Consider the following 20,575-nt stretch of genomic DNA (forward strand, 5'->3'; position numbering starts at 1 on the left):
CGGGGACGGTGGGCAATGCGTGACCGGCCCAGCCTGCTCTGGCTCATCCTGGCCGTGCTCGTCTCCTTCGTGCACCCGTTCGTGCCCGAATCCCGGTGGCTGATGGTCCATCTCGTGCTCCTCGGCGCGGTGACCCACTCGGTGATGGTGTGGAGCACGCACTTCACCCAGGCGCTGCTCAAGACCCCCGAGGACCTCGACCCGCGCAGCCGGCAGACCACGCGGCTCGCGCTGCTGATGGCCGGCGTCGCGCTCGTCCTCGTCGGGGTCCCGACGACGTGGTGGCACGTGACGGTCACCGGCGCGAGCCTCGTTGCGGCAGCCGTGATCTGGCACGGCGCGATGCTGTTGCGCCGCCTGCGTCGAGCCCTGCCCGGGCGCTTTCGCATCACGATCCGCTACTACCTCGCCGCCGCGACTGCCCTCCCGGTCGGAGCGTTCTTCGGTGTCTTGCTCGCGCGCGGCCCCGCCGAGGAGGCGCACGCGCGGCTGCTCGTCGCGCACTCGCTGACCATGGTGCTCGGGTGGGTCGCGCTCACCGTGACCGGCACGCTGGTCACGCTCTGGCCGACCATGTTGCGCACCCGGATCCACCCTCAAGCCGAACGTTATGCGAGCGCCGCCCTGCCGGGCCTCGTGCTCGCCCTCGCTGCTGCGGTCGCGAGTGCTCTTGCGGGGCAACGACTTCCGCTCGGTCTCGCCCTGTTCGCGTATGCAGCGGCGCTCCTCGCCGGCTCGGTCCCACTCCTTCGCCCGGCCTTGACTGCACCGCCGCGGCAGTATTCGGTCTGGTCCGCGGGGGCCGGCCTGGTGTGGTTGCTGATCGCCGTGGTCGCGCTGGCCTGGAAGGTCCTGGCCGAGCCGCTCCCCGTTGTCGCCGATTCCTATGGCGCGATCGCGGCGATGATCGTCGTCGGCTTTGCCCTCCAGGTCGTCACCGGAGCGCTGTCCTATCTCATCCCGACGGTCATCGGCGGTGGCTCCCGCTCGGTCCGGGCCGGGCGGGAGTGGCTCGACCGCGGTGCCGCCGCGCGTATCCTGCTGGTCAACCTCGGCCTCGCGCTCTGCCTGTTGCCGATCCCGAGCGTCGTCCGCGTGATCGTCTCCAGCCTTGTCCTGCTGGCGCTGATCGCCTTTATCCCGTTGCTGCTCAAGGCGATCCGAGCCACCGTTGCCGCGCGTGCGGTGTATGCCGCGACTGGCGGAAAACCGGAACCGGGGGCGCAGCCGCTTGGCCCCGAGCGACCGGCGTGGTCGAGCGCCCAGATCGTCGGTGCGCTCGGCGCGCTGGCGCTGGCCGTCGCCGGGGGCATCGCAGCCGACCCAGGATCGGCCGGCTTCGTGCCTCGGGGCGAGGCGGCCACGGCGGGGTCTGGCCAGCTCGCGGGCGGGGGCGTCACGCCGACTGGGGTGACGACGACGGTCAAGGTGAGCGCCAAGGACATGCACTACACGCCGTCGCGGATCGAGGTCCCGGTGGGCAACCGGTTGGTCATCGAGCTGGCCAACACCGATCCCACGACGGTCCACGACTTGACCTTTGGTGGCTCGGTCAAAACGGCGCGACTGCGTCCGCAGCAGAGCGCCACCCTCGACGTGGGGGTGATCGGCGCCGCCACCCAGGGCTGGTGCACGGTCATCGGACACCGCCGGATGGGGATGGTTCTCGACGTCGTGGTCACCGGCTCCGCCCAGGCGGCCGGAGGTGTTGGCGCACAGCAGGGTTCATCCGGCCAGGCCATGCCCGGCACGTCTGGCACGTCCGGCATGGCCGGTATGCCGGGGATGCCCGGTATGCCGGGGATGCCCGGCGGCACGGGGGCCGACTCGAGCGCGGGAGCCGACGCAGCCGGGGGCGGCGGCATACATGCTGATCCGGTGCCGGCGCAGCAGCCGATCGATCCGGTGCTGGCCCCGCTGACCGAGGAGAAGGCGCACAAGCTGACGTTCACCGTCCGGGAGGTCGAACTCGAGGTCGCGCCCGGGGTCCGGCAGAAGCGGTGGACGTTCAACGGCCGCGCCCCGGGGCCCACCCTGCACGGCCGGGTCGGCGACGTCTTCGAGATCACGCTGGTCAACGACGGCTCGATGGGGCACTCGATCGACTTCCACGCCGGGGCGCTCGCCCCCGACCGGCCGATGCGCACGATTCCTCCCGGTCAGTCGCTCACGTATCGGTTCACCGCCCGGCAGGCCGGGATCTGGATGTATCACTGCTCGACGATGCCGATGTCGGCGCACATTGCCGCCGGTATGCACGGCGCGGTCATCATCGAACCGGACGACCTGCCGGCGGTGGATCGCTCCTATGTCCTGGTCCAGTCCGAGGTCTATGTCGCCGGCGACGGCCGCACCGCGATCAGCGAGGTCGACGCCGACGCCGTCAGCGCCGAGCAGCCCGATCTCGTCGTCTTCAACGGGATCGCCAACCAATACGACCACGCCCAGCTCGCCGCCAAGGTCGGTGAGCGCGTGCGCATTTGGGTCCTCGACGCGGGTCCCAACCGGCCGACGTCCTTCCACATCGTCGGCGGCCAGTTCGACACCGTGTATGCCGAGGGCGCCTACACCCTGCGCGGCCCGGACGCTGCGGCAACGCAGGGCGGCAGCCAGGCGCTCGGGCTGCAGCCAGCTCAGGGCGGCTTCGTCGAGCTGACCTTCCCCGAGGCCGGCCACTATCCGCTGGTCTCGCACATCATGGTCGATGCCGAGCGCGGCGCCCACGGGATCATGCGGGTCACGGAATGAGGCCTGATCGGCCGCTCGCCGGCTGAGTGGGAAATCCAGCTGAGTAGTCCGGGCACTTGCGGCCCGCTCTGGGGACGGGGAAGGGCGATCCCGAAGTCCGGTTTGGGAGTATTGCGTCCGGTTAAGGGCGGAGGGTGTTCGCTGCGGAACTCTGCGTCGTGGGGAGCGTCGAACGTCGTGGAAGATCAGGCGGAGCGGCGGGGCAGGCGCAGGTGGCAGGCGCCGGGCGCGGCAAACGGCTCCAGCTCGATGTGCGCGCCGTCGCCGCCACGGGCGAGGTGGGCGCCCTCGACCAGGCCGGCATGGACATTGCACATCACATCGGGGTGCTCGGTGGCCAGGTCGAGCAGCGGGCAGGTGCGCAACTCGACGAGCTCGCCGGCACCGCGTTCGGGGCTGAACCCGAGGCGGCAGAGCAGGTCGACGACCTCGGCCCGGGCCCGGTCCTCGCCTGGGGCGCACGCCGCCACCGGGTCCGCGCCGGCCCGTGTGGCGGGGTCGGCGGCGGGGGCAGGGTCGGCGGCCGGTGCGGCGGGATCGGCCGGGTGCTCCTCGGCATCGGCGGCCAGCGCACGGCCCCAGAGTCGTCCGACGTTCATCGCCGCCTCTACGGACGCCGCGGCATAGGCAGTCAGATGGCTGGCGAAGGCGCGGACCAGCCCGTGGTATTCCTCGGCAACGACGTCGTCGCTGGCGATCGCGGACTGGGCGCCGGGAGCCGCGGCATACAGATGACGGGGGCGGCCGCGGCCGCTGGGAGCGGCGATGCTGCGCACGGCGAGACCGGCCTCAACGAGGGCGTCCAGGTGGCCGCGGGCGGAGTTCTCGTGGCCGCCGAGGACGGCGCGGATCTCGGGGATGGAGAGCGGATCAGGGGAATTGACCAGCTGGCGCAAGACCTCGCGGCGGGCCGGCGATAGCGGCATCCGCCCCAGGGGTAGCGGCGCAGGACCGCGACCAGGCGACACCGTTGTTGTCATCCGATCACTGTAACTATTTTTCAGCGTTAGCGCGAGTCCCCACGACGGTCGGGAGAAGCCGGGGTAACCGCAGCACCGCCTCCAACGGCCCGGGCCGGCGCACCCAGGTCGCCCAGGCCCAACATCCCGCGACGATGGCGATGATCAACCCGCCGAGGATTCCCCAGTTGTTGTCGTTAAAACTCGGGCCGCTTGCGCAAAAAAGCCCGGCGAGCAACAGGATTTGCAGCGCGTAGGCGGTCAGCGCCAACCGTCCCGTCGCGATGAGCGCGGCCAACGCGCGGGTGCTTGCGGAAATTGCCCAGGTCAGCCAGCAGCAGGCGATGAGGGCGCCCGCGGCATACGCGCTGGAGCCGACGATCTCGGCGAAGCTGCCCGAGTAGGCATGCGTGTTCATCCCCGCGAGGTGACCCCCGCCGTAGGCGAGCAGCGTGAGCGCGACCAGCCCGGCAACGACCCACGGCGCGCGCCGAAGCAGCGGCGAGACCCGATCGCGCGCGCGGACGAGCCACGTGGCGAGCGCCACGCCGACGAGGCCGAAGGCGAGATCGGAGGTCGTGCGATAGTTCGCGCCGGCAGCTAGCCATTCGACGGCGTCGACGACGATCGGCGATGGGCCGAGTTGGCCCGCCAGCCACTGCCGGCTGGCCGTCATGATCACCGGACTGGCCAGCGCCATCACCGCCGCCCCGCCGAGCGCCACCCAGGGACGGCGGCCGACGGCCGCGACCAGTGGCGCGAGCACGATCGTCAGGACGCCCAGGGTCTGCAGGACGACGTCGATGAACGGGTAGCTGCGTTGCAGGAGCACGCCCAGCACGATCAGAACGAAGCCCCGCCACAGGTTTTCCCCGGCGAACCCGACAACAGAGGTGCGGCGCCGCTCCCACGCGAGCGCCAGCCCGACGCCGACGAGGGTGGCGAACAGGGGGGCAGTGAGATATTCGGTGGGCAGGTCGATGCGGCTCGGGCTGGTGTGCGCGACCACCATCGTGCAGACGGCGAGGCCGCGGGCCAGGTCGACTCCCGCATCGCGGGTCACCGTGGGCGAATGGCGGCGGGGTCGATGTGAATCCACACGGCCTCGGCGTGGGCAAGCAAGCGCTGGTCGGCGCCGAAGAGCGCGGAAGAGGAGAAGAACTTGCGGCCGCCGCCGCCGCGCGGCCACGCCATGATCACGCACTCCTCGCCGGTCTCGGGCAGGCCCGCGAGCGTGCCGGTCATCGTGCCGAGCACCATCGGCCGCCCGCCGAAGCCGGCCGCCCATCCGCCCGGGCAGTCCAGGGCCGACCAGACGATCTCCGGGGTGACCTCGGCTGCGGTCCAGGCCGCGGCATACGCGCCGTCGGTGACGGCGGCGGGCTGCAGTTTCAGTCCGTCCTCGCGTGCCGTGCCGCAGGAGAAGCAGGTGGGGAAGGGATGCTCCACCAACCCGCCGTATGCCGGGCCGACCGCCTGCGCGTCCGCGAAGGTGACCGGGTCGCCCACCTCGAACTCGAAGCGCTCGCCCGGCTCGGCGGTGGCAACCGGCCCGGCGGGGGAAGCGGAGGCGACCCGGTCGCCGTCGCGAGTCACCTCCAACGGCGTCTCCAGCGGCGGGGGCGCCAGCAGGCGCACGCGCACGACCGGTGCGCCGACGAGGCCGGCGAGTGCGCCAGAGAACCAGCCGCCGTTGGCCGACTCGGGAGGGCCGTTGAAGCGTCGCGGAACGGTGAGCGTCGTCATCCCTCTATCTTGCGGCATACGGCATGGGCGGGCGCTCAGGCGTCGGTCGTGGCGCTCGCGGCGCGCAGCAGCCGGCGCGCGGTGATCACCTGGAGTGCGAGGTAGCCGGCGAGGAGGGCGATGGTGATCGCCAGGCCCCACGGGAAGGACGTGCCAGCCTCGACCCCGCCGCCCGAGCACTCCTGGCTCCCGTCGGGAAGGACCCGGCAGACCTGTGACGCCGTCTCCGTCCGGAAGGTCGCGAGCCCGCCACCGATGACGCCGAGAAGCATCACCGGCAGCCCGCTGCCGAGCACGAGCCCGGCGCGCGTCTTGCTCGCGGTGTCCCAGCGCGTGCCCATCGCGAGCAGGACCCACGCGGCCACCCAGGCGATCAGGCCGACCGGCGCGCCGATGACGGTGACGGCCAGGGCTTCGGCAACGAAGAAGAGGGCGGCCGTAGGCCCCTCGAAGCGGCGCTCGCGCGAGGCGGGCCCGGTCCCGACAGGCGGTGGCGGCGCGATCTCCTCGACGAGGTCCTCGGGGCGACCGAGCCGGTCGAGGAGGGTGCGGATCTCGGCCTCGGTGGTGATGCCGCTCGCCTCGGCCGCGGCGAGGTGCTCCTCGATGTCGGCGACCAGCGAGGCGGCGTCGGCGGCGGGCAGGCGCGAGGCCGCGGTGCGCAGCCGGGCGAGGTAGTCGGTGACGAGCGGGTGTTGCGTGAGGGCCATCATGCCCGCGCCTTTCCTTCGACGATCGTGTCGACGGCCGTGCGGAAGTCCCGCCAGGCCATTCGGAAATCCGCCAACGCTCGCCGCCCCGACGGGCTGAGCGAGTAGTAGCGGCGCGGCGGTCCCGTCACGGACTCCCGCCAGGTCGTCACCACGAGGTCGTCCTTGCGCAGCCGCGAGAGCAGCGGATAGACCGTGCCCTCGCTGGCCACCAGGCCGGCCTCAGCGAGTTCCCCAACGAGGTCGTAGCCGTAGCGCTCCCCGCCGTCCAAGAGCGCCAGCACGCAGTGCTCGAGGACGCCACGGCGCAACTGCGCCATGGCCTTCCCGTCGTCCACCGGGGCAGGTGCCATGCTTCACAAGGTAGCAGGCAGGTACCTTGCCACGCAAGGCATCCGTTCCGTGTGTCTGAGTGTTGGCGGGTGAGCCCATCTCAGGTGGCGCTGATCGCGAGGAGCGCCGCGGCATACGCCTCCTCGGCATCGCTGGCGACGAAGCTTGCCTCCTGCTCACCGGAGCGAATCGTCACCTCCCAGCCGTCGCCGGCACGGCGCAGGCCGAGGAGCCGGTCGCCGATCAGTTCGCGCAGTTGCTCTTCGCGGGGCAGCCAGATCGCCACCTCCAGCGGCACCGAGTCCAGCGCCCATTCGGTGGTCCCGTTGAAGCCCAGGATCGTCTGGTCCTCGTAGTGGTGCACCTCGATCGTCAGGTCGCTGATCCAGAAGACCTCGCCGGCCAACTCGTCCTGGGCAATCGCGAACCGGTCGCCTGCAGCAGGCTCCCAGAGGATGCCGGCCGCCGCGAGGGCGCCTGCTGTCTCGAGGGTGAGCATGGCCTCAATTGTGCGTCACCGGGCGTGTGCCAGGATGCGGCTATGACGGCGCAACGGCTTGACGGGCTGGCGATCCTGCGGGCGATCAAAGCGGAGCTGAAGGAGCGGGTGGCCGCCCTGGCCGAGCGCGGCGTCGTCCCTGGTTTGGGCACGGTCCTCGTCGGCGATGACCCTGCGAGCCATTGGTACGTCGGCGCAAAACACAAGGACAGCGCCGAGATTCGCGTGGCGAGCATGCGCCGTGACCTGCCGGCCACCGCGACGCTCGAGCAGGTGCTCGCCGCGGTCGACGAACTCAACGCCAACCCGGCCTGCACCGGCTTCCTCGTGCAACAGCCGACCGGACTGGATGAGAACGCGATCCTCTCGCGCGTCGATCCGGTCAAGGACATTGACGGCCTGCACCCGACCAACCTCGGCTGGCTGGTCCTGGGCAAGCAAGCGCCACTGCCGTGCACCCCCAAGGGGTGCATCGAGCTGCTTCGCCGGTATGACGTCCCCATCGCCGGCGCGCGAGTCGCGGTCCTTGGCCGCGGCATCACGGTCGGCCGCCCGCTCGGGCTGATGCTCACCCGCCGCTCCGAAAACGCCACCGTCGTCACCTGCCACACCGGCACGCGCGACCTGGCCGGCGAGCTGCGTCGCGCCGACATCGTGGTCGCTGCCGCCGGCGTCCCGGGCATCGTGACGGCGGACATGGTCGCTCCGGGGGCAGCGGTGCTCGATGTCGGCGTCAGCCGGATCGTCGCCGAGGACGGTCACAGCACGGTCGCCGGCGACGTCGACCCGAGCGTGTGGGAGGTCGCCGGCTGGGTCAGCCCCAACCCCGGTGGTGTCGGCCCGATGACCCGGGCGATGCTGCTGGTCAATGTCGTCGAAGCGGCCGAGCGAGCGGCCGGGCTCGCGGGGTGAGCACTCCCGCTCCCAGCGGGCGCCGGTCCGAGCCCCGGCCGCCGGCGGTCGGCCGGTTGGCGCTGTGGTGGTTGGTGGCGGCGGCCTTTGCCGCTGGCGTGCTCTGGGCGGTCACCGACCACATGCTGCGCGCCACGGTGACGATGGGCGCGAGCCTGGTCTTGGGCGCCGTGCTGCGCCTGACCCTCCCCGCCCGCGCAGCCGGCGGCCTGGTCACCCGCGGCCGCGCCTTCGACGTGATCTTCCTGGTGTTGCTCGCCGCCGCCGTCCTCGCCGCCGGCTTCGCCCTCGACCTGCGCGCGCGTGTGTAGGCGCGTCGCGGGCGAGCGCATCGCGGCGGCGGGCGGGCTCCGGCCCCGTTACCCGTCAGTAGGGATGCGCTGAGGTCGTCACTTTTTGCCGAGGTCTGATGTTCGGTAGTACGACCTCGGCAAGAAACGCAGACCTCGGCGGACATTTGGGCGGGAAGGCGCGCGGGAGATTGGGGGGCGGCGCGCCCGGGCGGGCACGTGGCGTGCCCGCGGGGCGTCAGCCGCCCTGATAGACCCGCCGGACAACGTCCTCGATGTCCGGCTCCTCCACCGCCACATCCCGTATGCCGCAGCGCGCCCCCGCCGCGCTGAGCACCGCCCCCAGCGTGGTCGCCGCGGTGTCGAAGGCCAGTCGTTGGCGTAGCCCGTCGGCCTCGCTGTCCAGGTGCTCGGTCCCGGGGATACCGGTCAGGTCGGGCCCGGGGGCCTCCAGGTCCAGCACGAGCACCCGCTGGGCGCCGACTCGAGCCGAGAGCCCGGCGAGCGAACCGTCATAGACCAGCCGGCCGTGGTCGATGAGCAGGATCCGGTCGCACAGCCGCTGCACGTCACCCATGTCGTGCGTCGTCAACAACAGCGTCGTGCCGCGCTCGACGCGCTCGCGGATGAGGAATTCCCGTAGCCGCTGCTTGGACAGCACGTCGAGCCCGATCGTCGGCTCGTCGAGGATGAGCAGCTCAGGGGAGTGCAGCAGCGCCGCGGCGATTTCGGCGCGCATCCGCTGACCGAGGGAGAGCTGGCGCACCGGGGTGGCAAGGAAATTGGCCATGTCGAGTTCGTCGACCAGCTGCGCCGTCCGCTCGGCGGCGACCGGCCGCGGCAGCCGGTGGATCGCGCCGAGCAGTTCGAACGATTCGCGCACCGGCAGGTCCCACCACAGCTGCGAGCGCTGGCCAAAGACGACACCGATCCGGCGGGCCAGCTCGCGGCGCCGGGTGACCGGGTCCAGCCCGCAGGTGCGCACGCTGCCGCTGCTCGGGACGAGGATGCCGGTGAGCATCTTGATCGTCGTAGACTTCCCGGCGCCATTGGCACCGATATAGCCGACCGACTCCCCGCTGTGGATGGTCACGCTGAGGGCGTCGACCGCGACCAGCCGCTCGCGGCGCATGCCTCGCCGGACCGTGAAGACCCGGGTCAGCCCACTCGTCTCAATGCTCATCCGCCGCCCCCTTGATAGTGCCTGATGCCGATCCGCCACGCCGCGCCCGCCAGGACGATCGTCCAGGCCGTCGCCAGCGGCAGCCACCACGCCAGCGGCGCGGTGAGGATCCCCGAGCCGGGGAACCCGAGCAGCCACAGCGCCGGCAGATACCCGGTGAACGCCACCGGGATCAGGAAGGCGAAGGCTGCCACGATCGAGACCGGCCACACCGATGCCGGCTGGGTCGCGGCATACCGGCCGCCATAGACGAAGGCGTTGGTGAACTCCGGACCGTTGACGAGGAAGAACTGGAGCCCGGCGGCGAGGACGAAGACCGCGGCATACAGGATCGGTGCGCACAGCAGCGTCATCGCGAGCATGACCACGCGCCCGAGGTCCCAGTCGATGTCGTTCGCCGAGAGCGCGACGACGATCGCGCCGGCCCCGAAGGCCGCGCGGGCGAGGCGGCGCAGGCTGAGCTCGCTGGTCATCAGCTGCAGCAGCACCGGCTGCGGGCGCAGATAAAAGACGTCGAGCGTGCCCGCCCGCAGATAGGTGGGCAGCCGGTCCATATGTCCCGCAACAAGATCGGCGATCGAGAAGCTGAACTCGGCAAGCCCGAAGACGAGCAGGATGCCGGTCATGTCGAGCCCGCCGATGACCCCGACCCGGTGGAAGAGCACCCAGATCTCGGCGAGCTCGAGCACGCCGATGACCAGCGTGGCGGCGAGGTCGACGGCGAACGGGATGCGATAGCTCGCCTGCGCTCGCATCCGGGAGTGCAACACGGCCGCGTATGCCGCGCGCTCGCTCGGCCGCTCAGCCACCCTGCACCTCCAGCCTTCTGCGACCCGCCCGCGTCAACGCCCGTCCTGCTATCGCTGCCAGCGCCACCCACACCAACTGAATCCCGATGGCGCGCAACGAATCCGGCCCGTCGAGGCGGCCGATGAAGATGTCGGTCGGGGTCATCATCATTGATGGGAAGGGTGTCGCAATCGCGAGCGTCTGCAGCCAGCCCGGGAACAGGGCGACCGGGACATACAGCCCCATCCCGAACCCGGACAGCACCGTGTAGAGGGTGTTGATCCCGCGCACGTCGACGACCCAGAAGCCGAGGATCGCGACGGCATACCCGCAATAGAACGAGAGCACGGCACCGATCAGCATGGCGATCGTGCCGAGCAGATAGGGAAGCGGGCGAGACGGCATGCTCATGCCGGTGATCAGTGCGCCAACGAGGACGCAGGGCAGCCCGCGCGGTAGCAGCGTGAACAGCCGGGCGCCGAGGTCGGAGCACAGGTGCGCGCCTTGGACATCGAGCGGGCGAGTGAAGTCGGTGGCGACATCGCCGGTGCGGATGCGCTCGCCGATCTCCGCGACGCCCATCGCGGCGACGACCCCAATCAGTCCCTGGGAGACCCAGACATAGGCGAGCATCTCGCCCGTGCTGTATCCCGCGAGCGTTCCTCCCGCCGCGCCCACCGCCGCGATCAGAACGGCGGCCTTGACCACCCCGAAGACCGCGTTCGTGAACAGCCCCGCCGCCGCGGCGAGCCGATAGGTCGCCTGGCTGCGGAATCCCGCGCGCAGCAGCAGCAGGTAGGGGAGCGTGCGCACAAACGCAGCAGCATACCGGCGCGGGCGCTGGCCGGCGGCACGGCAGGGGTCAACGAACCTCTGCTAGCAGCAGTTAGTCGACGCCCCAATAGGTTGCTAGCTATTGGACGGCGAGCAACCTCTGCTAGCAGAAGTTAGTCGGCCCGACGCTCAGATCAGGCCGAGTTCCTTGACCTGGTCGCGCTCGGCGGCCAGCCGGGCCACCGAGGCGGCGATCCGCTCCTTGGAGAAGTCGGAGTGCTCGATGCCCTGCACGATCGTGTACTGCCCGTCGGCGACCGTGCACGGGAAGGAGGAGACCAGGCCTTCCGGCACGTCATACGAGCCGTCGGACGGGACCGACATGGACACCCACACGCCGCCGGTGCCGAGCAGCCAGTCGCGCATGTGGTCGATCGTCGCGTTGGCCGCCGAGGCCGCCGAGGACAGGCCGCGGGCCTTGATGATCGCGCCACCGCGGGTCGCGACGGTCGGGATGTAGGTGTCGGTGATCCACGCCTGGTCGACCTGCTCGGCCGCCGTCGAACTGCCGACCTGCGTGTTGAACAGGTCGGGATACATCGAGTCGTCGTGGTTGCCCCAGATCGCGAGGTTCTTGACCTCATCGACCGGGACCTCGAGCTTCTTGGCGAGCATCGACTTGGCCCGATTGTGGTCGAGCCGGGTCAGGGCGTTGAACCGCTCGCGCGGGATGTCGGGGGCGTTGTTCATCGCGATCAGCGCGTTGGTGTTGGCCGGGTTGCCGGTCACGAGGATCTTGACGTCGGCGGCGGCGACCTTGTTGAGCGCGGCACCCTGGCCGGTGAAGATCTTGCCGTTGGCGGCGAGCAGGTCGGCCCGGTCCATGCCCTCCTTGCGCGGCATCGCGCCGACCAGCATGGCGGCGTTGACGCCGTCGAAGACCTTCTCGGGGTCGTCCCCGATCTCGACGCCCGCGAGCGTCGGGAAGGCGCAGTCGTCCAGTTCCATGACGACGCCTTCGAGTGCCTTGAGCGCCGGGGTGATTTCCAGCAGCCGCAGCTCGATGGGCGTGTCCGGACCCAGCAGGGACCCGCTGGCCAGGCGGAAGAGCAGGCTGTAGCCGATCTGGCCGGCGGCACCGGTGACGGCGACCTTGACGGGGGAGTTGCTCACGAGTCCTCAAACCTCTTCGTGTGATTCAGAGTCCGTACGCCGCGCACGAGCGGCGCGGCATACCCGATGCCTCCGACGCTAGCAGCGGCGGCGCCGCCCGGCGAACGCAGCCCCGAGAAAAGTGCCACGCCACTAGGACACCGACGCCCCCGGCGCGGGGCCGGGGGCGTCGGCGGGGGCGGTGCGAGCGGTCACGGGTGAGGGGATGGCCGTGGCCGCCGGCGATGCTCCCGGACGGCGGACCGAAGGTCGTCGCTCCACGGCCTCGGCCCGCCGCCTGGTTTGGGTCGGGCTCAGGTGTTGGGGTTGCCGTCCACCTTGTCCTTGGCCTTGTCGACCATGCCGCGGTTGTCGGCGTCGGGGACGCGCCGGTCGGTGCCGGTCTCGAGGACCTCACCGTCGTGGTCGGGGTCGAGCTTGTCCTTGGCCTTCTGCCACAGGCTGCGGTCGTCACCATCGCGGTCGACGTCGACGTCACGGTCGACATCGACGCCCTCGCGGGTGCCGGTGGCGAGCGGGCGGCCCTCGGCGTCGACGCCGTCACCCTCGACCTCGATGTGCTCCTTGGCGATCGTCTCGGTGACCTCGTGCTGCTCGGTGACGGTCTCCTTGCCGATGGCGACATTTTCGACCGCCACGGTCTCCTTGGTGACGACCGGACGCTCCTCGCGCAGCACGACTTCCTCGACCTGCTCGCCGGTGTCGTGGATGGCGCCGGCGGCGCGGGCCTCGCCCTCTACCGGGGTGCGCTCGACGCTGAGGACTTCCTTTTGGACCGGCACGGTGACGGTCTGCTCCTCGGTCGTGACGTACTTGCGCAGCCGGACGCGGCCACCCTCGACCTGCTCCGTGCCGACATTGAGCCGCTCCTCGGAGCGGGTCATCGACAGGTCGCTGTCGGTGTCAGCGGCAACCCGGCGGTCGACATCCACGTCCCGGTCGGCGTCCACATCGCGGTCGACATCGACGTCAACGCCGCCCCGGTCGACGTCGACATCGACGTCCCGGTCGACGTCGACATCGACGTCCCGGTCGACATCGACATCGCGGCGGGTGCCGGCGACATCGCCGACGGCTGCGGCATCCACGTCGCGATCGGCGTCGTAGCTGCGGCCGTCCCAGTCGTTGTAGTCGGTGCGCGAGTAGTAGGCGTAGAGCTGCTCCTCCTCGGCGGGGCTCAGGTGCTCGTCGACGTCGACGCGCGGGGCGTCCTTGACCATGTCCTTGGAGTAGGGGACGCGGACGCCGCCATCGTCAACGGTCGCGTCGGTGAGCGGCACGAAGCTCTGCGAGCTACCGAACCAACCGGTCGACACGCTCACCCAGGTGGGCTCGCCGGTGGCGTCGTCGAGGTAGACCTGGCCGACTCCGCCGATCTTGTCCCCGTCGGCGTCATAGACGTCACTGGAGAGGATCGAGTCGATGTTTTCGCGGTTGATCACGTGGGGAACTCCTTCTGGGTTCGGCAGGGCCTCGCCGTAAGAGGGCGGCCCGATCGGGGCCACGCCTCTATGAGAGCAGCCAGAGAAGCCGTTGTGGCTCATAGCGATCGCCGAATTCTTACGAGTTAAGAATTCACCAAGTCGGCAACTGCCACCGCCCCAGTCCCGTCCAATCGCCGATATCCTGAAGGATTTCGAGTCGGCCGCTACAACTCGCTGAGCACCGCCGCGCGAAGCGTGTCCAGGCCCACACCGCCGATGTCGAGGGCGCGCCGGTGGAAGGCCTTGAGGTCGAAGGCGTCGCCGTCGCGGCGGCGCTTCTCCTCGCGCAATTGCAGCCAGAGCCGTTCGCCGACCTTGTATGCCGGCGCCTGACCCGGCCAGCCGAGGTAGCGGTCCAGCTCGAAGCGCAGCATCTGCTCTTCCATCGCGACCTGCGCCGTCAGGAAGGTCCACGCCTTGTCATAGGTCCACGCGCCCCCACCGACCTCGGCCGGCGCGTCGAAACCGCAATGGACCCCGATGTCGACGACGACGCGGGCGGCGCGCAGGGCCTGGGCGTCCAGCCAGCCCATCCGGTTGCCGGGGTCGTCCATGTGGCCGAGTTCGGTCATCAGCCGCTCGGCATACAGCGCCCAGCCTTCGCCGTGACCGGAGGTCCAGGCGGATAGCCGCCGCCACCGGTTGAGCAGGTCCTTGCGATAGACGGTTTGGGCCACCTGCAGGTGATGGCCGGGCACGCCCTCGTGATAGACCGTGGTCAGCTCGCGCCAGGTGGTGAACTCGGTGACCCCCGGCGGGACCGACCACCACATCCGGCCGGGGCGGGAGAAGTCGTCACTCGGGCCGGTGTAATAGATGCCGCCGGTCTGTGTCGGTGCGATCCGCCCCTCCAACACGCGCACCGGGCTGGGGATGTCGAAGTGCGTGTCGGCGAGCAGCGCGATTGCCTCGTCGCCCTTGGCCTGCATCCACTCGCGCAGCGCGTCGACGCCGTGCAACTGATAGGCGGGGTCGGTGTCGAGCACCTCGATCGCCTCGGCCGGCGTCGCGCCGGGTTTGATCTGTTCGGCGACCTCGGCGCGCAACGCCTCGAGCGCGGCCACCTCCTGCTGCCCCCACGCATAGGTCTCCTCCAGGTCGATGACCGAGCCGAGGAAATACTGCGAATAGAGCGCATAGCGCTCTCTTCCGCACGGGTCTGCCGGGGGCGCGAGCGGCAGGATGCGCTCGCCCAAGTCACGCCCCAATTGCTCGTATGCCGCTCTCGCCGCGGCGATTCCGTCCGCCACGTGCGCTCGGGTCCCGTCGGAGACCGTGTCCGCGGCCGCCGCGGTCTGCGCCAGCCCCGCAAAATAGCCGCCGTCGGCGACGAACTGCTCGCACTGCCCGATGCAGGCGCGCACCTGGCGCGCCGGGGTGATGTGCCCCTCCGCCGCCGCGCCGGCCAGGGTGTCGACCCACTGGGTCAGGGCCTCGGGCACCCGGGTGAGCCGCGCGGCGATCGTCGCCCAGTGTTCGTCGGTGTCGGTGGGCATCAGGTCGAAGACGCTGCGCACGTTTTGCATCGGGGAGGCAAGGACATTGCACTCCATCGTGTCGAGGCCGGCGGCATACATCTGCTCGGCCACCCCGAGGCGCTCGCGCATCGCGGCGAGTGTCACCGCGTCGATGTCGTCCGCGGGGCTGAGCCCGTCCAGCTTCGCCAGGGTTGCGCGCCGCAACTGCGATGCCGCCGCGAACCCGTCGCGGGTGTAGTCGTCGAGCAGGTGGTCGAAACCGGGAATCCCTAGGTGGGTGGCGGAGATCGGGCTGAGGGCCATCTCGGCCGCGAAATGGTCTTCCGCGATCGCATCGATGGCGCTGGGTTGGCGCGTGGTGGTCACGCGCGCGACGCTACCTCACGCCGCCGCGTGCGTCGCTGCCCGGGGTGGCGGCCGGGTAGGGTTTCGGCTCATGCGTCCCACGATCGTGTCGGTCAACGTCGGTGCGCCCGAACCGGACGGGCCCAAGGGCATCCCGACCGGCATCGCCAAGCAGCCGGTCGAGGCGATTTCGGTGCGGGCGCCGGGCCCCAAACACGGCGGTCTCGGCAGCGGCGTCGCCGGCGACTTCATCGGTGACAACAAGCATCACGGCGGCGACCAACAGGCCGTCTATGCCGTGGCGCGCGAGGAATTGGACTGGTGGGCAACCGAGGTGGGCCGGGAGTTGCCGGACGGGTTATTTGGCGAGAACCTGACGACCGCCGGAATTGATGTGGACGGGTCGGTCGTTGGTTCGCGCTGGCGGGTCGGCACCGCGGTGTTGGAGGTCACCGGCCCGCGGATCCCGTGCATCACCTTTGCCCGGCGCATGGGCGAAGAGCAGTGGGTCAAGCGGTTCACGGCGCACGGGCGCTCGGGCGCCTACCTCGCCGTGGTCGAGCCGGGGCAGATCCGTGCAGGCGACCCGATCGAGGTCACCGACGTGCCCGCCGATGGCGTCACCGTCGCCCAGATGTTCGCCGAGGAGACTGGGGCAACCCGCGACTGACCACCGCGGACGGCTCAGTGCGGCCAGGCGGAATACGACCAGGCGCCCCGTCCGGCGGATAGCCGGGCACGCATGGCGCGGGCGGGGCTGGCCCAGACCCGGACGTGCTTCGGCCCGGCAGCCGTCCCGTCGCCGCCGGCGGACAGCACGGCAACCAGGGCGGCAATCTCCTCCGGGCCGGGGTTGCCGCGCACGACCCGCAGCACGGGGACGGCGCTCTGCTCGGTCTCGCTCATCGTCTACCTCCCTTCACCGCGCGATCGTCACAGCGGGATGTTGCCGTGCTTCTTCGGCGGCAGGCTCTGCCGCTTGTTGCGTAGCGCCCGCAGGGCGCGAGTGACATTCATCCGCGTGTTGGATGGCGTGATGACCGTGTCGATGTATCCCCGCTCGGCGGCGATATAAGGGTTGGCGAGGGTCTCTTCGTAGTCGGTCACCAGGCGCTGGCGGACGGCGGCGACATCCTCCCCACTCGACTCGGCCGCGCTGATCTCCTTGCGGTAGAGGATGTTCACCGCCCCCTGGGCGCCCATCACGGCGATCTGGCTGGTCGGCCAGGCGAGGTTGATGTCGGCGCCGAGGTGCTTTGACCCCATGACGTCATAGGCGCCGCCGTAGGCCTTGCGGGTGATGACCGTGACCTTGGGGACGGTGGCCTCGGCATACGCATAAATCAGCTTGGCGCCGCGGCGGATGATCCCCCCCCACTCCTGGTCGGTGCCGGGCAGGAAGCCGGGGACGTCGACGAAGGTGAGGATCGGGACGTTGAAGGCGTCACACGTCCGCACGAAGCGAGCCGCCTTCTCGGAGGCGTCGATGTCCAGGGTTCCGGCGAACTGCATCGGCTGGTTGCCGACGATGCCGACACTGCGCCCGTCGACGCGGCCGAAACCGACGATGATATTCGGCGCATACATCGCCATGACCTCGAGAAACTCCCCGTCGTCGACGACGTGCTCGATGACGAACTTCATGTCGTATGGCTGATTGGCCGAGTCGGGGATCAGCGTGTCGAGTTCGCGGTCGTGATCGGTGACCTCGAGATCGTTCTCGATGTCGAACGCCGGCGGCTCTTCGAGGTTGTTGGACGGCAGGTAGGACAGCAGCGCCTTGACGTAGTCGATCGCATCGTGCTCGTCGTGGCCCATGTAGTGCGCGTTGCCCGATTTGGTGTTGTGTGCCCGCGCGCCGCCGAGATCTTCCATCGCCACGGTTTCGCCGGTCACGGTCTTGATGACGTCGGGGCCGGTGATGAACATGTGCGAGGTCTTGTCCACCATGACCGTGAAGTCGGTGATCGCCGGCGAATAAACCGCGCCGCCGGCGCACGGGCCCATGATCAGCGAGATCTGCGGGACCACCCCGGAGGCGAGGACGTTGCGGTAGAAGATCTCGCCATACAGGCCGAGGGAGACCACGCCCTCCTGGATCCGGGCGCCGCCGGAGTCGTTCAGCCCGACGACCGGGCAGCCGATCTTCATGGCGAAGTCCATGACCTTGACGATCTTCTCGCCGAAGACCTCACCGAGCGAGCCACCGAAGACGGTGAAGTCCTGGGCGAAGACAGCAACCGTTCGCCCGTCCACCTGGCCGTAGCCGGTGACCACCCCATCGCCATACGGCCGGTGCTTCTCCTGCCCGAACTGGTTGCTGCGGTGGCGGGCATATTTGTCCATCTCGATGAACGTGCCCTCGTCGAGGAGCATCGCGATGCGCTCGCGCGCGGTCATCTTGCCCTTGGCGTGCTGCTTTTCGACAGCACCCAGGGAGCCGGCGTTGGCTACTTCGGCGACCCGGCGCTTGAGGTCGGCCAGCTTGCCAGCGGTGGTTTGCAGATTCAGTTCCTGCGCGACATCTTCGGCGGCCATGTCAGCGAGCCTAGCCTGACCCTATGCGCGCACAACTCGACCATGACCGAATCGCTTCGTTGCTGGGCGAGAGTTCCATCACGAGCGTCGTCGTCCTGGACAAGACCGACTCCACGAACGCCGAAGTTCAGCGGCGCGGCGAGGTGGGCAGCGCCGTGTTCGCCGACTTCCAGGAGGGCGGCAGGGGCAGGCTCGGGCGCCGGTGGGAGGAGATTCCGTATGCCGGTCTGGCCGTCAGCGTGCTGCTCCCCGCTCCGCCCGATCCCGGCTGGATGCCGCTGGCGACCGGGCTCGCGCTGGCGGTCGCCGTCGAGGAGGCGTGCGGACTCGATGCGGCGATCAAGTGGCCCAACGACCTTTTCGACCGCGCGACCGGACGCAAGCTCGCCGGGATCCTGTGCGAGCTGATCCCCGGCGGCGTCGTCGTCGGCGCCGGACTCAATGTCGATCACAGCGAGTACGAACTGCCACTGCCCACGGCGACCTCGATCGCCCTGGCGCTCGGCCTGGGCAGTGGTGGCGGTGTGCGGATCGACCGCGAAGCGATCGCCGCCGCGTTCCTGCGGGAGCTGGGCGCGCGGCATACGGCCTTGTTGGCCGGCGGCGAGGCGGCTGCGCGAGTGCGCGCCGACTATCGGGCACGGTGCGCAACGATCGGCGCCGAGGTCACGGTGACGACCGCGGGAGGCGTGCTGACCGGGCTCGCGAGCGCGGTGGACGACTCGGGGTGTCTCGTGGTGACGGGACCGGCCGGACACGCTACCGTGGCAGCTGGTGATGTTCATCACGTCCGTCCCGCCGGGGAAGCCTCGATGAATTCGGAGTAGCGGTGCCGCAAGAGCCACAGGGCCACGAGGCGGCTCTCGCCGAGGTGCGCAAGCGCTTGCTCGGCGACGAGATCACCCTCGAGGCCGCGGATTTGCGTCCCGAAGTGGCCGACGTATTGCCGGCCGCGACCCGGTATTGGCACGCCTTGGGCTTCCCGCTGCCGCAGAATTGGACCGAATTGCATTTCACCGACGCCGACGTGCGGGCGCTGCAGCGGATCACCCGCCTGATCGACGACGGCGTGCTCGATGAGGAACTCGCGCTGGCGATGACCCGGGCCACGGCCCGCTCGGCCGACCGGTTGGCGGTCTGGCAGGCCCAACTGCTCGCCGAGTTCTTGGCGCCGGCCTCGGACGAGGGCCGGTTGGACCCGGCGGCCGCTGCCGATCTGGCGATCGCCTCCGCGTTGCTCGCCGAGGAACTGGAGCCGATGCTCACCTATGCCTGGCGGCGGCATCTGGTGGCTGCGTTGACCCGCACGCTGAGCGACGCCGCACCGGCCGAGGAGCAGGAGGGATCGGGCGTCAACCGGGTCGTGGGCTTTGCCGACCTGGTCAACTTCACCGCGGTCGTGCGCCGCGCCACCGAGCGGCAGCTCGCGGCGATCGTCCAGCGCTTTGAGGAACTGGCCTCCGATATCGTCACCGCCCACGGGGGCCGGGTCATCAAGACCGTCGGGGATGAGGTGCTCTTTGCCTCAGTCGAGCCGCTCGCCGGGACCGCCATCGCTCTCGACCTCGTCGATGCGATGGGTGAGGATCCGATGCTGCCGCAGGTCCGGGTCGGCGTCGCGTATGGGCCGGTCATCTCTCGGATGGGCGACATCTTTGGCACCACGGTCAATCGGGCGGCCCGGCTGACCGCGATCGCGCCGACCGGGCGCGTGGTCGCCGACGAGGCGCTGGCCGCCCGGCTAGCGGCGCTGTCGGGGTTTAACCTGCACCCGCTGCGGCGACGGAATCTGCGCGGCATCGGGCTGGTCAGCCCGTGCGATATCACCCGCGCGCGGGGTGCCCGGCTGCCGACCGCGCTCGCCGGCAGTTGACTCACTGTGGTCGATAGTGACAGTTTTGGGTGGCGCTCCTATGATGACCGACATGACGCGCGTGCTCCTTGCCGAGGACGACGCCGCGATCGCCGAGCCGTTGTCCCGTGCGTTGCGGCGGGAAGGGTATGACGTCGAGGTCGCCGAGGACGGCGAGCTTGCCCTGCACCTGGCCCTGCGCGGGGCTGACCTGCTTGTTCTCGACCTCGGTCTGCCCCGGCTGGACGGCTTGGAGGTCTGCCGGCGGATGCGCACGGCCGGCGTGACGATGCCCGTCCTCATCCTGACCGCCCGCGCCGACGAGGTGGACACCGTGGTCGGGCTCGATGCCGGCGCCGACGACTATGTGACCAAACCCTTCCGCCTGGCCGAGTTGCTCGCTCGCACCCGGGCGTTGCTGCGCCGCGGGTCGGTGGAGTCCGAAGGCGCCGGCGGCGAGGTCCTGGTCATCGACAGCGAGAGTCGCCGCGCCTACTTTCACGGCACGGAATTGCACCTAACCGGCAAGGAGTTCTCGGTCTTGGCCGTGCTTTTCCGCGAGCGCGGCCGCGTGGTGCCCCGGGAAGAACTGATGCGTGAGGTGTGGGAGACCGTGTGGTACGGCTCGACCAAAACGCTCGACATGCACATCTCGGTGTTGCGCCGCAAGCTCGGCGACGATGCCGCCCAGCCGCGCTACATCACCACCGTGCGGGGCATCGGCTTCCGCCTCGACCTCGACCCGAGCTAGCGCGTGCGGCC

At 70.0% G+C, this 20,575-nt stretch carries 21 protein-coding genes; 7 read left to right on the forward strand and 14 right to left on the reverse strand.

Features of this window, described 5'->3' with window-relative positions; translation table 11 throughout:
• Window positions 1-15 precede the first annotated feature (15 nt).
• Window positions 16-2,748, forward strand: a complete 2,733-nt coding sequence (locus tag V9G19_RS16025; protein WP_462286438.1) for a multicopper oxidase domain-containing protein — start codon at window positions 16-18, stop codon at window positions 2,746-2,748.
• 185 nt (window positions 2,749-2,933) lie between these two features.
• On the opposite strand, the gene V9G19_RS16030 is transcribed toward V9G19_RS16025, so the two are convergent.
• The 6 genes from V9G19_RS16030 to V9G19_RS16055 form a co-directional block, all read right to left on the reverse strand.
• A complete protein-coding gene (locus tag V9G19_RS16030; RefSeq protein ID WP_462286439.1) occupies window positions 2,934-3,674 on the reverse strand; it encodes a helix-turn-helix transcriptional regulator in 741 nt (246 codons plus the stop codon).
• Between the two features lie 67 nt (window positions 3,675-3,741).
• Entirely contained in the window at window positions 3,742-4,770 is a 1,029-nt protein-coding gene (locus V9G19_RS16035; RefSeq protein ID WP_462286440.1) for a DUF418 domain-containing protein, read from the reverse strand.
• Window positions 4,767-5,453: a hypothetical protein gene (locus V9G19_RS16040; RefSeq protein ID WP_462286441.1), complete on the reverse strand. Its 687-nt coding sequence runs from the start codon at window positions 5,451-5,453 to the stop codon at window positions 4,767-4,769. The genes V9G19_RS16035 and V9G19_RS16040 overlap by 4 nt, the downstream gene beginning before the upstream one ends.
• Before the next feature lie 35 nt (window positions 5,454-5,488).
• Entirely contained in the window at window positions 5,489-6,166 is a 678-nt protein-coding gene (locus tag V9G19_RS16045) for an HAAS signaling domain-containing protein (protein ID WP_462286442.1), read from the reverse strand.
• Window positions 6,163-6,516, reverse strand: a complete 354-nt coding sequence (locus V9G19_RS16050; protein ID WP_462286443.1) for a PadR family transcriptional regulator — start codon at window positions 6,514-6,516, stop codon at window positions 6,163-6,165. The genes V9G19_RS16045 and V9G19_RS16050 overlap by 4 nt, the downstream gene beginning before the upstream one ends.
• 80 nt (window positions 6,517-6,596) lie before the next feature.
• Window positions 6,597-6,995, reverse strand: a complete 399-nt coding sequence (locus tag V9G19_RS16055; protein ID WP_462286444.1) for a hypothetical protein — start codon at window positions 6,993-6,995, stop codon at window positions 6,597-6,599.
• Window positions 6,996-7,037: 42 nt separating this feature from the next.
• On the opposite strand from V9G19_RS16055, the gene V9G19_RS16060 reads away from it, so the two are divergent.
• Both V9G19_RS16060 and V9G19_RS16065 read left to right on the forward strand, forming a co-directional pair.
• Window positions 7,038-7,907: a bifunctional methylenetetrahydrofolate dehydrogenase/methenyltetrahydrofolate cyclohydrolase gene (locus tag V9G19_RS16060; protein ID WP_462286445.1), complete on the forward strand. Its 870-nt coding sequence runs from the start codon at window positions 7,038-7,040 to the stop codon at window positions 7,905-7,907.
• Complete coding sequence (locus V9G19_RS16065; protein ID WP_462286446.1) at window positions 7,904-8,218, forward strand: DUF3017 domain-containing protein; 315 nt, start codon at window positions 7,904-7,906, stop codon at window positions 8,216-8,218. The genes V9G19_RS16060 and V9G19_RS16065 overlap by 4 nt, the downstream gene beginning before the upstream one ends.
• 217 nt (window positions 8,219-8,435) lie before the next feature.
• Here the strand turns inward: V9G19_RS16065 and V9G19_RS16070 are convergent, their stop codons facing one another.
• The 6 genes from V9G19_RS16070 to V9G19_RS16095 all read right to left on the reverse strand — a co-directional run bounded on the left by V9G19_RS16070 (window position 8,436) and on the right by V9G19_RS16095 (window position 15,444).
• Window positions 8,436-9,380 carry an ABC transporter ATP-binding protein gene (locus V9G19_RS16070; RefSeq protein ID WP_462286447.1) on the reverse strand — a complete coding sequence of 315 codons (945 nt, stop codon included), beginning with the start codon at window positions 9,378-9,380 and terminating at the stop codon, window positions 8,436-8,438.
• A complete protein-coding gene (locus tag V9G19_RS16075; protein WP_462286448.1) occupies window positions 9,377-10,189 on the reverse strand; it encodes an ABC transporter permease in 813 nt (270 codons plus the stop codon). Before V9G19_RS16075 ends, V9G19_RS16070 begins: the two co-directional genes overlap by 4 nt.
• Window positions 10,182-10,982 (reverse strand): ABC transporter permease, encoded by an 801-nt coding sequence (locus V9G19_RS16080; RefSeq protein WP_462286449.1) that lies wholly within the window; start codon window positions 10,980-10,982, stop codon window positions 10,182-10,184. The genes V9G19_RS16075 and V9G19_RS16080 overlap by 8 nt, the downstream gene beginning before the upstream one ends.
• Before the next feature lie 150 nt (window positions 10,983-11,132).
• Window positions 11,133-12,116, reverse strand: a complete 984-nt coding sequence (locus V9G19_RS16085; RefSeq protein WP_462286450.1) for a malate dehydrogenase — start codon at window positions 12,114-12,116, stop codon at window positions 11,133-11,135.
• Between the two features lie 293 nt (window positions 12,117-12,409).
• The gene (locus V9G19_RS16090) at window positions 12,410-13,558 is read right to left on the reverse strand and encodes a DUF2382 domain-containing protein (protein ID WP_462286451.1); all 1,149 of its coding nucleotides are present in this window, start codon (window positions 13,556-13,558) and stop codon (window positions 12,410-12,412) included.
• 206 nt (window positions 13,559-13,764) lie between these two features.
• The gene (locus V9G19_RS16095) at window positions 13,765-15,444 is read right to left on the reverse strand and encodes a DUF885 domain-containing protein (protein WP_462286452.1); all 1,680 of its coding nucleotides are present in this window, start codon (window positions 15,442-15,444) and stop codon (window positions 13,765-13,767) included.
• A gap of 70 nt (window positions 15,445-15,514) precedes the next feature.
• On the opposite strand from V9G19_RS16095, the gene V9G19_RS16100 reads away from it, so the two are divergent.
• Window positions 15,515-16,093 (forward strand): MOSC domain-containing protein, encoded by a 579-nt coding sequence (locus V9G19_RS16100; protein WP_462286453.1) that lies wholly within the window; start codon window positions 15,515-15,517, stop codon window positions 16,091-16,093.
• Window positions 16,094-16,107: 14 nt separating this feature from the next.
• Here the strand turns inward: V9G19_RS16100 and V9G19_RS16105 are convergent, their stop codons facing one another.
• Together V9G19_RS16105 and V9G19_RS16110 are read right to left on the reverse strand one after the other, a co-directional pair.
• The gene (locus tag V9G19_RS16105; RefSeq protein WP_462286454.1) at window positions 16,108-16,329 is read right to left on the reverse strand and encodes an acyl-CoA carboxylase subunit epsilon; all 222 of its coding nucleotides are present in this window, start codon (window positions 16,327-16,329) and stop codon (window positions 16,108-16,110) included.
• A 27-nt stretch (window positions 16,330-16,356) separates the two neighbouring features.
• Window positions 16,357-17,961 carry an acyl-CoA carboxylase subunit beta gene (locus V9G19_RS16110; protein WP_462286455.1) on the reverse strand — a complete coding sequence of 535 codons (1,605 nt, stop codon included), beginning with the start codon at window positions 17,959-17,961 and terminating at the stop codon, window positions 16,357-16,359.
• A gap of 23 nt (window positions 17,962-17,984) precedes the next feature.
• Between V9G19_RS16110 and V9G19_RS16115 the strand changes: the two genes are divergently transcribed.
• From V9G19_RS16115 to V9G19_RS16125, 3 genes are read left to right on the forward strand one after another with little or no spacing between them, the layout of a single operon-like run.
• Window positions 17,985-18,788, forward strand: a complete 804-nt coding sequence (locus tag V9G19_RS16115; protein WP_462286456.1) for a biotin--[acetyl-CoA-carboxylase] ligase — start codon at window positions 17,985-17,987, stop codon at window positions 18,786-18,788.
• Between the two features lie 2 nt (window positions 18,789-18,790).
• Window positions 18,791-19,834: an adenylate/guanylate cyclase domain-containing protein gene (locus V9G19_RS16120; RefSeq protein WP_462286457.1), complete on the forward strand. Its 1,044-nt coding sequence runs from the start codon at window positions 18,791-18,793 to the stop codon at window positions 19,832-19,834.
• Window positions 19,835-19,886: 52 nt separating this feature from the next.
• On the forward strand, window positions 19,887-20,564 hold the full coding sequence (locus tag V9G19_RS16125) for a response regulator transcription factor (RefSeq protein ID WP_462286458.1): 678 nt from the start codon (window positions 19,887-19,889) through the stop codon (window positions 20,562-20,564).
• Window positions 20,565-20,575 lie beyond the last annotated feature (11 nt).

Origin of the sequence: Nostocoides sp., assembly GCF_037045025.1 — a bacterium.
Taxonomy (GTDB): domain Bacteria; phylum Actinomycetota; class Actinomycetes; order Actinomycetales; family Dermatophilaceae; genus Nostocoides_A.